This is a genomic window from Pseudomonas sp. 8O (assembly GCF_902506495.1).
In the GTDB taxonomy this organism is placed as follows: Bacteria; Pseudomonadota; Gammaproteobacteria; order Pseudomonadales; family Pseudomonadaceae; genus Aquipseudomonas; species Aquipseudomonas chaetocerotis.
The window spans coordinates 481322-495358 of the sequence record NZ_LR733264.1; the positions used below are offsets into that span (position 1 = coordinate 481322).

Annotated in this window: 8 protein-coding genes; all 8 read left to right on the forward strand. The window is 64.3% G+C overall.

What is annotated here, in order from left to right; translation table 11 throughout:
- Positions 1 to 31 precede the first annotated feature (31 nt).
- The 8 genes from GV002_RS05065 (at position 32) to GV002_RS05100 (ending at position 14036) form a co-directional block, all read left to right on the forward strand.
- Positions 32 to 5269 (forward strand): DNA repair ATPase, encoded by a 5238-nt coding sequence (locus GV002_RS05065; protein WP_160017331.1) that lies wholly within the window; start codon positions 32 to 34, stop codon positions 5267 to 5269.
- The gene (locus tag GV002_RS05070) at positions 5266 to 5814 is read left to right on the forward strand and encodes a rhomboid family intramembrane serine protease (RefSeq protein ID WP_160017332.1); all 549 of its coding nucleotides are present in this window, start codon (positions 5266 to 5268) and stop codon (positions 5812 to 5814) included. The genes GV002_RS05065 and GV002_RS05070 overlap by 4 nt, the downstream gene beginning before the upstream one ends.
- Positions 5815 to 5826: 12 nt before the next feature.
- Positions 5827 to 6516 (forward strand): phospholipase D-like domain-containing protein, encoded by a 690-nt coding sequence (locus GV002_RS05075; RefSeq protein WP_160017333.1) that lies wholly within the window; start codon positions 5827 to 5829, stop codon positions 6514 to 6516.
- Entirely contained in the window at positions 6516 to 9227 is a 2712-nt protein-coding gene (locus GV002_RS05080) for a DEAD/DEAH box helicase (RefSeq protein ID WP_256667031.1), read from the forward strand. Before GV002_RS05075 ends, GV002_RS05080 begins: the two co-directional genes overlap by 1 nt.
- Before the next feature lie 84 nt (positions 9228 to 9311).
- On the forward strand, positions 9312 to 10751 hold the full coding sequence (gene gtfA / locus GV002_RS05085) for a sucrose phosphorylase (protein ID WP_160017334.1): 1440 nt from the start codon (positions 9312 to 9314) through the stop codon (positions 10749 to 10751).
- 64 nt (positions 10752 to 10815) lie between these two features.
- Positions 10816 to 11355, forward strand: a complete 540-nt coding sequence (locus GV002_RS05090) for a YaeQ family protein (RefSeq protein WP_160017335.1) — start codon at positions 10816 to 10818, stop codon at positions 11353 to 11355.
- Positions 11356 to 11433: 78 nt separating this feature from the next.
- Positions 11434 to 13143 carry a single-stranded-DNA-specific exonuclease RecJ gene (recJ, locus tag GV002_RS05095; RefSeq protein WP_160017336.1) on the forward strand — a complete coding sequence of 570 codons (1710 nt, stop codon included), beginning with the start codon at positions 11434 to 11436 and terminating at the stop codon, positions 13141 to 13143.
- A gap of 167 nt (positions 13144 to 13310) precedes the next feature.
- Positions 13311 to 14036: a tellurite resistance TerB family protein gene (locus tag GV002_RS05100; RefSeq protein WP_160017337.1), complete on the forward strand. Its 726-nt coding sequence runs from the start codon at positions 13311 to 13313 to the stop codon at positions 14034 to 14036.
- The last annotated feature ends 1 nt before the right edge of the window (position 14037 follow it).

The window sequence follows — 14037 nt, forward strand, 5'->3', positions numbered from 1 at the left end:
TTTCAGATGCAGCAGATTCAGGATGACTACGATGTCGGATGCACACACACAGGACGTATTGGACAAGGCCGTCGCCGAAGGCGGCGCTTACGAGGTGCTGCACAGGCGCCTGCAGGAGCAGGGCCAGCGCCTGCGTGGCTTGACCGAGACGCTCAACGGCCAGCGCCTGGTCGAGTTCGGCAGCAGTGCGATGGAGGCCATCGGTCGGGTGCGTATTCGCACCGAGAATAACTGCATCGCCCGCGATATCGTCCAGGTCGGCGAGTGCCTGCTGTTCGGCTACAACGTGTTCCTGGGGCTGAAGAAGGAAACCGGCGTCGCCGATGTGTTCTCCCTCTACCGCCTGGTGGAAACCCCTGACGGCTTCGATGCCGAATCGGTGCCGCTGGACGGCAGCTTCCTGGCCCAGGCCAGCTTCGTCGCCGATTTCAACGAGCTGTACACCTACTACAAGAACACCCGCCTGCTGCAGTTGGCCATTCGTGACGGCAAGCTGCTGGCGAGTTTCCAGATCGGTGAGCGGATCACCGACATCCGCGTGTTCCGCTGGTCCATCTCTACCGACGGTAAGGATGTTCGCTACATCGATAACCGTGGCGAGCGCGATATCGCGCTGCCGGCGCCGTTCGATTTCGAATGGCAGAAGACCAACCGCGAGATGGTGGTCATGGGTCGCCATCCGCATGTGAACATCCTCGACACCCTGTTCGTCGAGACCGTCGGTGGCGACCTCACCATCAAGGTCGAGAACAACACCCAGGACGGCCAGGGTATCTACCGCGAGGCGGTGGTCGACAAGACTCAGTCGCTGGACGACGCGCAGATCGAATATGCGCGCCTGGGCAGCCTGATCCTGCTCAAGGTGCTGCCGTACCGCGAAGAGCAGTGGCGCTACCTGGTATTCAACAGCCTGACCCGCCAGGTCGAGCGTATCGATGCCATCGGCCTGGCCTGCGTGCAGCTACCGGAAGACCACGGCATCATCTTCCCTGGCGGCTACTACCTGCAGAACGGCGAGTACAAGACCTTCGAGCAGCCCATGGGCGGCATGCGCTTCAAGCGCTCGGTGCGTTCGCCCAACGGCGAGGACGTGCAGTACATCTTCTACCACCCGGAAGAAGGCCGCTCGGCGCTGTTCACCTACAACATGATCAATCGCCAGTTGCAAAACCCGATCTTCGGCCACGGTTACGCGCGCCTGGAAGATGGGCGCATGGTGATCTTCGCCGCCGAGGGCAGCGAACCGACCCGCATCCACCCGATGCAGATCTGGCAGACGCCGTTCGAGAGCGAGGACCATGCAGCGCGCCAGCCAGCACGCAGTGGTTTCTTCGGGCGCATCGGCAATGCCGAGCTGGTGCGTGGCGTATCCGACCTGCTGAATCTGAGCCGCGAGATCGACAGCCGCGAAGTGTCGGTGGCGCGCTACACCCAGCTGTGCCAGAACACCCGTCGTCTGTTCGACGTCTACCACTGGCTGGGCGACGCCCAGTGCGCCGAGCTGGCACCGCTGCTGCGCGAAGTGGCCGCCACTTCCGAGCTGGTCCTCGACGAGTTCGAGAAGGTCGAGAGCATTCGCCAGCAGTCCAGCCGGGCCATGGCCGAGGCCGAGTCGCGACACAAGAGCCTGCTCTCGGGCCTGCTGGTGGACAGCTGGGATGAGGTGCAGCACTTCGTCGAGGCGCTCAACGCCATCACCGCACAACGCGGCCAACTGCTGACCATCCGCGACTACCGCTACATCGACGTGGCGCGTATCGACGCCATGGAGACCGAGCTGCTCGAAGCGCAGGAGCGCGTGGCCGGCGCCACCTCGGCCTTCCTCGCCAGTGATGCGGCGCTGCAACCCTATGTACAGCGGCTGGGCGAGCTGGACGCCCTGGCGCAGAAGGCCGAGACCGTCACCCAGCTCAATGAACCGCTGGTCGAGATGCAGGAGATGGCCGGCAACCTCGACATGCTGTCGAGCCTGATGGCCTCGCTGAAGATCGATGACGCCACCCAGCGCACCCGCATCGTCGAGTCGATTTCCGAAGTTTACGCACGGCTCAACCAGGCCAAGGCGCGTGCCGAGCAACGGCGCAAGGGGCTGGGCTCGGCCGAGACCGTGGCGCAGTTCGGTGCCCAGTTCAAGCTGTTCAGCCAGGGCATCACCAACGCCCTGGCGCTGGCCCAGGACCCGGAGAAATGCGACGAACAGCTGTCGCGCCTGCTGGTGCAACTGGAAGAACTGGAAAGCCAGTTCGGTGATCAGGAGCAGTTCCTCAGCGATATTCTCGGCAAGCGCGAAGAGCTGCTGGAAACCTTCGAGTCGCACAAGCAGAGCCTGCTCGACGAGCGTCAGCGCCGCGCCCAGGGCGTGCTCGACGCCGCCCAGCGCATCCTCGACAGCCTCGTCCGGCGCACCGCGCGCCTGACCCAGATGGAGGAACTCAACGCCTTCTTCGCCGCCGACCCGCTGATTCTCAAGCTGCGCGAAATGGCCGAGCGCCTGCGCGAGCTCAAGGACAGCGTCAAGGCCGACGACGTCGAGGCGCGCCTGAAGGCCGCCCGCGACCAGGCGGTGCGGGCACTGCGTGACAAGAGCGAGCTGTTCGAAGAGGGCGGCAACGTCATCAAGCTCGGCCCGCGCCACCGCTTCAGCGTCAACACCCAGGAACTCGATCTGACCCTGATGCCGCGCGGCGATGCACTGTACCTGCACCTGACCGGTACCGATTTTCTCGAGCCGCTGCGCGATGAAACCCTGGAGGGCCTACGCGACTACTGGCAGGTGTCGCTGGAGTCCGAATCACCCTCGCTGTACCGCGCCGAATACCTGGCCGGGCTGGTCCTGGACGCCGCCCTGGGCGGGCGTGAAGGGCTGAACCTGGATCTGCTCAAGACCCATCTGGCGCAGCCGGATGACCTCACCCGACTGATCCGCGACTTCGCCGCGCCGCGCTACAAGGATGCCTACGAGAAAGGTATTCACGACCACGATGCCGCGCTGATCCTCATCCAGCTGCTGCCGCTGCGCGAAAGCGCCGGGCTGCTGCGCTATGCGCCGGCTGCGCGAGGCTTTGCTGCGCTGTTCTGGAACCGCTGGGGGCAGGATATCGAGGCCGAACTGTGGCCCGAGCGCGCGCGCAGCAGCCTGCACCTGCGGCAGATGTTCGGCAGTGAAGACGGCGTGCTGCGCTTGCAGGAAGAGATCGCTGCAGCCATGCAGCGCTTCCTCGCCCAGCACCCGCTGACGGTGACGGCAGCGCAGCGCCAGGCGGCCGCGGCCTATCTGGTCGAGGAGCTGGCGGCCAAGCCCATCGAGTTCACCTTCAGCAAGTACGCCCGGCAACTGCTCGACACCCTGCAGCAGCGCATGCAGGCCAGCCATGTCTGGGACGACTACCGCGCCGCGCTGGACAACCTGCGCGGCCGGCCGGTGCAGCGCTGGTCGCTGGCGCAGACCTGGCTCGATGGCCTCTGCGCGCAGGACGAAGCACTGGCCGAGCTGGTCGACTACATTCCCGAAGCCGTGGCCATCAGCCTGCTGGACGACGAGTTCCCGCGTCGCTTCACCGAAGTCGACCTGCGTTTCACCGTCAGCGGCCTGCTCGGCGATCACCCGCGTGTGCAGGGTGGTGCCCTGGTATTGGCCATCGACGATTACTTCGCCCGCCTGCAGCAGCACCGCGGCGACTTCGTGCCGCAGTTGCAGCGCTACCAGGCGCTGCGCCAGGAAGTCATCAACCGCGAGCGCCAGGCCCTGCGTCTGTCCGAGTTCAAGCCACGGCCGCTGTCGTCCTTCGTGCGTAACAAGTTGATCAACGATGTGTACCTGGGTTTCATCGGCGACAACCTGGCCAAGCAGATGGGCACCGCTGGCGAGAACAAGCGCACCGACCTGATGGGTCTGCTGATGCTCATCTCGCCGCCCGGCTACGGCAAGACCACGCTGATGGAGTACGTGGCGCACCGCCTGGGCCTGATCTTCATGAAGATCAACGGCCCGGCCCTGGGCCACGAGGTGCGTTCCATCGACCCGGCGCAGGCGCCGGACGCCACTTCGCGCCAGGAGCTGGAGAAGCTCAACCTGGCGCTGGAGATGGGCAACAACGTGATGCTCTATGTCGACGACATCCAGCACACCCACCCGGAGTTTCTGCAGAAGTTCATCTCGCTCTGCGACGGCACGCGGCGCATCGAAGGCGTATGGAAGGGCAAGACCAAGACCTACGACATGCGCGGCAAGAAGTTCTGCGTGGTGATGAGCGGCAACCCGTACACCGAGTCCGGCGATGTGTTCAAGATCCCCGACATGCTCGCCAACCGGGCCGACATCTACAACCTGGGTGACACCCTGGGTGGCATGCAGGAAGCCTTCGCGCTGTCCTACATCGAGAACAGCCTGACGTCCAACCCGGTGCTGGCGCCGCTGGCCACCCGCGACATGGCCGACGTCTACCGCTTCGTCGCCAAGGCCGAGGGCAAGCCGTTCTCTGCCAACGAGCTGTCGCACACCTACAGCGCCGCCGAGATCAACGAGATCACCTCGACCCTGCAGCGCCTGATGCAGATTCGCGATGTGGTCGGCCGGGTCAACCAGCAGTACATCGTCAGCGCCGCGCAGGCCGACAGCTACCGCACCGAGCCGCCGTTCAAGCTGCAGGGCAGCTACCGCAACATGAACAAGATGGCCGAGAAGATCAGCGCGGTGATGAACGACGCCGAGCTGCTGCAACTGATCGCCGACCACTACCAGGGCGAGTCGCAGCTGCTCACCACCGGTGCCGAGGAAAACCTGCTCAAGCTTGCCGAGCTGCGCTGTAACCAGACGCCCGAGCAGGCCGAACGCTGGGCGCAGATCAAGCGCGACTTCATGCGCAACAAGGCCATGGGCGGCAGCGACAGTGATGTCGGTGGCCGCATGGTGGCGCAGCTCAATGATCTGGTCGAGAGCGTGCGTGGCCTGGGCTCGGGCAAGTCGTCCGGCGAGACGCCGAGCATTCCCTGGGAGCAGCTGCTCGCCGGCCTGGACAACCTCGGCAAGCTGCGTCCGCAGGTTGAGGTGGTTGCGCCGCCACAGCAGGGCACGCAAAAATTGCTGGAAAGCCTGGCTGATAGCCTGGAAAACAGCTTCCTGCCGCTGGTCAAGGCGATGGACAAGAAAATCGACATCGATTTGCGTACCCACAACCGCATGCTGGAAATCTCCACCCAACTGCGTGACCTCGGCACGCTGCTCGGGCACGAGCAGCGCAACGACGTCTCGGATGACGAGGCGCCGTGAGACGAGGCTGGCTGACCGAGCTGCGCCCGCTGCTGGTGATCAGCGGCGTGATGCTGCTGGTGCAACTGGTCAATGGCGCCTTCGCGGGTGCCTTGAACGTCTGGGGGCTGCTACCCCGGCATGTCGAGGCGCTGCCCGGTATTCTCTTCGCGCCCTGGCTGCATGGCAGTTGGGCGCATCTGCTCAGCAACCTCAGTGGTCTGCTGGTGCTCGGCAGCCTGGTGCTGCTGCGCTCGCGTCGCGATTTCTATTTATCCAGCGCCTTCATCATCCTCGGCAGCGGGGCGCTGGTCTGGCTGTTCGGTCGTACCGGCCTGCACGTCGGTGCCAGCGGCTGGCTGTTCGGCTTCTGGGGGCTACTCCTGGCGCGCGCGTGGTTCGAGCGCAGCCTGCTCGATCTGCTGTTGGCGGTGCTGGTGTTCTTCCTTTACGGCGGCTGGTTCTTCGGCCTGCTGCCGCGTGCTGGCGTTTCCTTCGAATACCACCTGGCGGGGGCTTTCTGCGGTGTTCTCTATGCCGCGCTGAGCCGTCGTAAATATCGTTAAAAGGGACTTTAAATGGATTTCAATCGACTCGATCAGCAACTGCGTGACAGCCTGGCCGACCTGCGCCTGAGCAATGAGGAGCGTGACGAGCTGCGCCAGCTGGGCAGTGAACTGAGCAGTGACCAGGTGCGTTTCATGCGCAACCGCGCCTTCGCTCTGGCCCGTGAATTGATGCGTGAGCCGGAGAACGTCGAGCCAGCGCTGAAATGGCTCGAGCAGGTGATCAAGACCCTCGACAGCGCCGGCAGCGCGCCGCGCGTGGAGCATGCCAGCGCTCACTTCAGTCCGGGCGAGAGCTGCCGGCGCAAGATTCGTGAGCTGTGCCGCCAGGCGCGCAAGAGCGTGGATATCTGCGTCTACACCATCTCCGACGATCAGCTCAGCGAAGAGGTGCTCGCCTGTCATGAGCGCGGCATCGCCGTGCGGGTGATCACCGACAACGAAAAACAGTTCGATGTCGGCAGCGATATCCAGTGGCTGCGTGACAAGGGTGTGCCGCTGCGCATCGACGCCGGGCCATATCACATGCACCACAAGTTCGCCCTGTTCGACGGCCGCTTGCTGCTCAACGGCAGCTTCAACTGGACGCGCAGCGCCACCACCAGCAACGAGGAAAACCTGCTGGTGATCGACCACCCGCAGCTGCTGGCAGCCTACAGTCGTGAGTTCGAAGCGCTCTGGGCACGTTACGCAGGCAACTGATGAATCATCCTCACGCTCGCCAGCTCCTCGGCTTCTACCGCAGCTGCTACCTGGCCGACAGCCGCGACCTGGACCTGGACAACGTCGGCAAGCTGCCTGCCAACCGCTGGGCCTGGCTCGATGGGCTTGAGGAACTGGCCAGCGGCGGCATACCGCTGTTACCGCTGTCGGCCGAGCTGGGGCGTGCTTTGGCCGAGGCGCAGGCGCTGTATCAGCGTGAGCTGCAACTGGTCTATGGCGTGCTGCCGATCTGTGGCCGCCTGCAACTGGAGGGCGGTGGTTCGCAGACGATCTGCGGCCCGCTGTTCTATTACGAGGCGAGCCTGCAACCGACGGCGGACGGGCAGAGCCACTTGCTCGCCATCGACCCGCAGCAGGTGCATGGCAACTGGCGTCTGCTGCGCCGTCTGTTCGATGAAAGCGGCAACGCCAGCCTCGATGGTCTGCCACTGCCGATGGCAACACTGGATGCTGCCGCGCTGGGTCAGTTGCTCGCCTGGGTGGCGCGCAATACGCAGGTGCGCGAGGTCAGCGAGGCCGCTGGTTTCCCGCAGTTGGTGAGCGGCGAGGTGTTGGCCAAGGCTCAGCGGCGTCGCAGTTTGTCGCTGCAGGCGGGTGCCTTCGTCGCGCTGGTACCGCGCGGTAGCGGTAGCCGTGGCATCGCCCATGAGTTGCAACTGCTGCAGGACGCCGAGCGACTGTCACCTGCCTTGTTGCAGCTGTTGGGCGAAACACCCCCTGTGCAGGCGGTGGGCTCGACCAGCAGGCCGCAGCGTCTGCCGGCGCAGCTCAGCACTGCCCAGTGCCAGGCGCTGGCCAATGCCGCGCGCCACCCGCTGAGCCAGATTTCCGGACCGCCCGGTACCGGCAAGAGCTACAGCCTGGCCGCGCTGGCGCTGGATCGCTATCTGCAGGGTGAGAGCGTGCTGCTGGTCAGCCGCAGTGCCCAGGCGGTGCGCGTGATCGCGCACAAGTTGCGTGAGGATTTCGGCCTGCGTGACGGCGTGCTCGAAGGCGACGGCCAGAGCCTGCGCCAGGCCCTGCGCGAGCGTCTGGAGCGGTTGCTGCAGGGCGAATTCGAATGGGTATCGGAACAAGCCGAAGCGCGTCAACGCAGCGAGCTGGAAGTGCTGACCGAGGCCGAGCTGCGCCTGTCGGCAGATTTTCGTAAGCGCTGCGAGCAGGCTGTGCGCTGGAGCCGCCTGTTGCTGCGCGCCGAACGTGGCAGCCTGGCCTTCTGGCAGCGCTGGTTGCAGGTGCCCTGGGTGCGCAGGCGTATCGGCAGCAGTGTGCGCCCCTGGGCATTGCTGGATGAGTTGCGTGATTGCCAGCAGCGCCGCCAGCTTCTGAGCCGTGAGCACCTCAATAGTCATCGCGCCCTGAACCTCAAGCGCCTGCTGGTCAGCGACCGCGCGCTGTTCGTGCGTTACAACCAGGCCATTCGCGCGCGCAGCTCACAGCGTCAACTGGCCTTGTTCGAGGATATCGACCCGGCGCGCCTGCTGGCTGCCTTTCCGATCTGGGTGGTGACCCTGGACGAATTGCACCGCCTGCTGCCACTGCGTCCGGAATTGTTCGATGTGATGGTGATGGACGAGGCGACGCAGTGCGACATCGCCTCGGCGCTGCCGGCCTTCCAGCGCTGCAAGCGTGCCGTGGTCACCGGCGATGCGCGCCAGTTGCGGCACATCTCCTTTCTCTCCCGCGTGCGCGAAACGCAGCTGCTGCAGCGCGCCGGCCTGCAGGCCGAGGAGCGCGAGGCCTGGAGCTACCGCGACAACAGCGTGCTGGATCTGGTCGGCCTGCAGCTGGCCAGCCAGGAGGCGGTGGTTTTTCTCGATGAGCATTTCCGCAGCCGCCCGGCGCTGATCCGCTTCAGCAACGAGCTGTTCTACGACCAGCGTCTGCGGGTGATGAAGGAGCGCCCCGGCGTTGATGCCTGCGACAGCCTGCAACTGCTGCGTATCGAGGGCCAGCGCGGGCGCAACGGTGCCAATGAGGCGGAGGTCGAGCGGGTGCTGGCGCTGATCACGGCGCATCTGGCCGAATACCAGGGTAGCCCGCTCAAACCTAGCATCGGCGTACTGTCACCGTTTCGCGATCAGGTCGAGCGCATCCGCACGCGTATCGGCGAAACGCTGCCGTTGGAGCAACTGCGCGAGTTTCGTCTGTTGGTGGATACGCCATACGGCTTTCAGGGCGAGGAGCGCGACCTGATGATCCTCAGTTTCGCCATCGACCGCGAATCGAGCCAGGCGGCCAGCTACCTGAATCGTGCCGATCTGTTCAATGTCGCCATCACGCGTGCCCGCGAGCGCCAGGTGCTGCTGTTCAGCGGTGACGAACGCCAGTTGCCGGCCATGCATCTGTTGCGCCGCTATCTGGAATTCCTGCACAAGCCTGGTGTCAGTTGGCAGGCGGGGGCTGTGGAAGTCGCCCGGCAGAACCTGTGTCAGGCGCTCGAAAGTCAGGGCGTCAGCGTGTGGAGTCACTATCCGCTGGCCGGACAGGTGCTGGATCTGTTCTGCCGCCGCGGCGAAAAATGCCTGGCCATCGACCTGATCGGTTTTCCGGGGGAGGGCGAAGGCTTTCTCGAGCTGGAGCGCTACCTGGTGCTGGCGCGCGCCGGGCTGGAGACCTTGCCGCTGAGCTACGGTCTATGGCGTGAGGCACCGGAGCAGGCGTTGCAGGCGGTACTGGCGCGACTCTGACGCTTCTTCGCGGGCTTTCTTGACGCGCGCGGCGATCGTGGCCTAGGCCTTGGTTAGGTAGACCATCAATGTACCGGGGGACTCATGGCGCTGCGCAACGCTGTTCAACTGATCACCTATCCCGACCGCCTGGGGCGTAACCTCGGGGAGCTTTACCAGCTGTTGGAGCGGCACCTGGGTGACGCGTTGGGCGGGGTGCATATCCTGCCGCTGTATCCGTCCAATGCCGACGGTGGATTCTCGCCGCTCACGCACATGGAGGTTGATCCACGTTACGGCGACTGGGCGGATGTCGAGCGCATCTCCGCACGCTTCGACCTGTGCGTCGATCTGGTGATCAGCCACATCGCGGACGAGTCGCCGGAGTTTCTCGATTTCGTTGCGCATGGCCAGGACTCGCCCTACGCGGATCTCTTCGTTCAGGTCGATCGCTTCGGCGAAATCAGCCATGACGACCTGGCCAAGATCCATATCCGCAAGGAAAAGGAGCCTTTTCGCGATGTGCGACTGGCCAACGGTGAAACCTGTCGGGTCTGGTGCACCTTCACCGAACGGCAGATCGACCTCAATTACGACTCGCCGAAAACCTATCAGCTGATGGAACAGTACATGGCCTTTCTCGCGGCGCGCGGGGTCAAGCTGTTCCGTCTGGATGCCTTCGGCTACACCACCAAACGCATTGGCACCAGCTGTTTTCTGGTGGAGCCGAACGTGTACCGCATCCTCGAGTGGTTCCGCGAAACCGGGGTCAAATACGAGGCCGAGATGCTGCCGGAGGTGCATGACCACATCAGCTACCAGTACGCCATCTCGCGGCGGCAGATGCGCCCGTACGGCTTCGCTCTGCCACCGTTGGTCCTGCATGCACTGCTCAGCGGCAGCAGCCGCTACCTCAAGAACTGGTTGCGGATGTGCCCGCGCAACCAGATCACTGTGCTCGATACCCACGACGGCATCTGCATTCCGGATGTCGAAGGCATGTTGCCCGAGGCGCAGATCCAGTACCTGATCGATGAGGTCTCGACACGCAGTGCCGACCCCATCATGCGTCGCTCGGCGGTGAACGTGCATAGCGTCGGGGCCATCTACCAGTTGACCTGCACCTTCTACGAGGCGCTGATGCGCAATGACGAGGCTTATATCGCCGCACGCGCCATCCAGTTCTTCGTGCCGGGTATCCCACAGGTTTACTACGTTGGCCTGTTGGCTGGCTGCAACGACTTCGACCTGCACGAGCAGACCGGCGAGGCGCGCGACGTCAATCGTCATTACTACAGCCTCGAGGAGGCCGAGCAGGCCTTGCAGCAACCTTTGGTGCAGCGTCTGCTGGCGCTGATGCGTTTGCGTTGTCAGCATCCGGCTTTCGAAGGGCGTTTCGAGCAGAACTACTCGGCTGACGACCAACTGCTTCTGGCCTGGCGTCATGGCGAGCATTACTGCCGTTTGCATCTCGATTTGAGCAGCCTGCAAGCGATCATCGACTACACCGATGAACAACTGAGTATCTGCCGCATGACCTGTTGAAGGTCGGCGTGGGTCATGCTTTCGCGTTAGACTTGCGCTCTTTCGACCAGCCAAGAAGCCCGCCATGGCCCTGCCATCGACCACCTACAAGATCGAACTGAACCTCACCGACATGGATCGCAGCGTTTATGAAAACCTGCGGTTCACCGTCGCTCGCCACCCGTCCGAGACCGAAGAGCGCCTGGCCGCGCGGCTGATTGCCTATGCGCTGTTCTACCACGAGCAACTGGCGTTCGGTCGCGGTCTGTCGGATGTCGATGAGCCGGCGCTGTGGGAAAAGAGTCTGGACGATCGCGTGCTGCACTGGATCGAAGTGGGTCAGCCCGACAGTGAGCGCATCACCTGGTGTTCGCGGCGTACCGAGAAGTTCAGCCTGGTGGCCTATGGCAACCTGCGCGTATGGCAGACCAAGTGCCTCGACCCTGTGCGCAGCCTGAAGAATATCAATGTGGTCGCGCTCGGCCAGGAGGCACTGGCCGACCTGGCGCTGGACATGCCGCGTTCGCTGAACTGGAGCGTGATGATCAGCGATGGCGAGTTGTTCGTCACCGACGAGCGCGGTCAGCACGAGATTCCCATTGAATGGCTCGCCGGCGAGCGTTGAACCTGATGCTGTAGGGCGGGTGCAACCCGTCATATCACCTGTGGCGGGTTGCACCCGCCCTACACGAAAAGACCCAAGATGCGTATCGAAGCCCGTCCCTTACCCGCCCAACTGCCTGATCTGGGCAATCTGCCGCCTTTGCTGACCCGTCTCTACGCCGCCCGTGGTGTGCAGTCCGCCGAAGAGCTGGACAAGGGCCTGGCGCGGCTGATTCCGTACCAGCAGCTCAAAGGCATCGATGCGGCGGTCGAACTGCTGGTCGAGGCGCTGGCGCAGCGTCAGCGCATCCTCATCGTCGGCGACTTCGATGCAGATGGCGCCACTGCCAGTTCGGTCGGCGTGCTCGGCCTGCGCCTGCTCGGTGCGGCACATGTGGATTACCTGGTGCCGAACCGCTTCGAGTACGGCTACGGCCTGACCCCGGAGATCGTCGCCGTTGCGCTGCAGCGCCAGCCCGACTTGCTGCTGACCGTGGACAACGGCATCTCCAGCGTCGACGGCGTGGCGGCGGCCAAGGCCGCCGGGTTGACGGTGCTGGTCACCGATCACCACTTGCCAGGGCCGGAATTGCCGGCCGCCGATGCCATCGTCAACCCGAACCAGCCAGGCTGCGATTTCCCGAGCAAGGCCATGGCCGGTGTCGGCGTGATGTTCTACGTGCTGCTGGCGCTGCGCGCTCGCCTGCGCGAAACCGGCTGGTTCGCCAGCCGTGCGGAGCCCAATCTGGGCGAGCTGCTCGACCTGGTGGCACTGGGTAGCGTCGCCGACGTGGTGCCGCTGGATGCCAACAACCGCATCCTGGTGCACCAGGGCCTGGCGCGCATTCGTGCCGGGCGGGCGCGGCCTGGCCTGCGCGCGATTCTCGAAGTCGCCGGGCGCGACCACCGCCGTATCACCTCCACCGATCTCGGCTTCATCCTCGGGCCGCGCTTGAACGCGGCCGGGCGCCTGGATGACATGAGCCTGGGCATCGAATGCCTGCTCTGCGACGACGAGGCCCTGGCTCGCGACATGGCGGTGCAACTCGACCAGCTCAATCAGGATCGCAAGGCCATCGAACAGGGCATGCAGCGCGAGGCGCTGGCCCAGCTCAAGGATCTGCCGGTGGCGGACATGCCGTTCGGCCTGTGCCTGTTCGAGCCGGACTGGCACCAGGGGGTGATCGGCATCCTCGCCTCGCGCCTGAAGGAGCGTTATCACCGCCCGGCCATCGCCTTTGCTGATGCCGGCGAAGGCATGCTCAAGGGCTCGGCGCGTTCGGTGCCGGGGCTGCATATCCGTGATGCGCTGGATGCCGTGGCGGCCAAGCATCCCGGGCTGATCAGCAAGTTCGGCGGGCATGCCATGGCCGCGGGGATGTCGCTGCCGCAGGAAAATTTCGGCGCGTTCGCCGTCGCCTTCGACGCCGAGGTACGCCGCCAGCTGTGCGAAGACGACCTGACCGGCCGCCTGCTTTCAGACGGCCAGCTCGATGCCACCGAATTCCATCTGGAACTGGCCCGTGCCCTGCGCAACGCCGGGCCCTGGGGACAGCACTTTCCCGAACCGCTGTTCCATGGCGTGTTCCAGATCGTCAATCAGCGCATAGTCGGTGAGCGTCACCTGAAGCTGGTGCTCAAGACCGAATGCGGCAGCGTGCAACTCGACGGCATCGCCTTCAACATCGACCGTGAGGTCTGGCCCAATCCGACGTTGCGCTGGGCCGAAGTGGCGTACAAGCTCGACCTCAACGAATTTCGCGGTAACGAGACGGTACAGTTGATGGTGGCGCATATCGCCCCGCGTTGATCGTGGCGGCGATGAAACTCGGCGTTACCAATATGCCAGGCTGATTCTGACGAACTCTGCTAGAAACTCTCGTCAATTCAGCCGATGTCGGTTGAGGCGCATTCGGAATTTCCCTGCACTATCCGGGGTCGGATGTACCGGAGCCTACTTTTTCAGGAGCGTTCGCGATGAACACCAGTAATCTGCTCGACCAACTGCTCAAGGCCGGCCAGCAGGCCATGCAAAAACCTGCTGCGAAGGGCTCCCAGGGGCAGCAAGCCGGTGGTTTGGGTGGCCTGCTCTCTGGTGGAGGCCTGGGCAGCCTGCTCTCGGGCGCGGGCGGCGGCGCGCTGGCGGCCGGTGCGGTCGGCCTGCTGCTGGGCAACAAGAAAGCGCGCAAGATGGGCGGCAAGGCGCTGACCTATGGCGGCTTGGCTGCTCTCGGTGTGATGGCGTACAAGGCCTACGGCAACTGGCAGGCGCAGCAAGCCCAGCAGGGCGGCGCGCAGCCGGTCGAGCCGCAAACCCTGGATCGTTTGCCGGCGCCGCAAGTCGAGCAGCACAGCCGCGCCATTCTCAAGGCACTGGTGGCGGCGGCCAAGGCCGATGGCCATGTCGACGAGCGTGAGCGTCAGTTGATCGAAGAGGAGCTGGGCAAGCTGGCGCAGGACGCCGAACTGCAGACCTGGCTGCACACCGAACTGAACAAGCCGCTCGACCCGGCTGATGTGGCGCGCGCCGCAGCGACCCCGGAAATGGCCGCCGAAATGTACCTGGCCAGCGTCCTGATGGTGGATGAAGAGCACTTCATGGAACGCGCCTACCTCGAAGAGCTGGCGCGTCAGCTGAAACTGCCGCTGGAGCTGAAGGCCGAGCTGGAAACCCAGGTGCGCTCGCTGCCGGCCGGTGCCTGAG

Bases quoted from the DNA above. Each gene is read 5' to 3' on its own strand.
- GV002_RS05065 (WP_160017331.1), top strand. From the start codon at position 32: ATGTCGGATGCACACACACAGGACGTATTGGACAAGGCCGTCGCCGAA.
- GV002_RS05075 (WP_160017333.1), top strand. From the start codon at position 5,827: ATGGATTTCAATCGACTCGATCAGCAACTGCGTGACAGCCTGGCCGAC.
- GV002_RS05080 (WP_256667031.1), top strand. From the start codon at position 6,516: ATGAATCATCCTCACGCTCGCCAGCTCCTCGGCTTCTACCGCAGCTGC.
- gtfA (WP_160017334.1), top strand. From the start codon at position 9,312: ATGGCGCTGCGCAACGCTGTTCAACTGATCACCTATCCCGACCGCCTG.
- GV002_RS05090 (WP_160017335.1), top strand. From the start codon at position 10,816: ATGGCCCTGCCATCGACCACCTACAAGATCGAACTGAACCTCACCGAC.
- recJ (WP_160017336.1), top strand. From the start codon at position 11,434: ATGCGTATCGAAGCCCGTCCCTTACCCGCCCAACTGCCTGATCTGGGC.
- GV002_RS05100 (WP_160017337.1), top strand. From the start codon at position 13,311: ATGAACACCAGTAATCTGCTCGACCAACTGCTCAAGGCCGGCCAGCAG.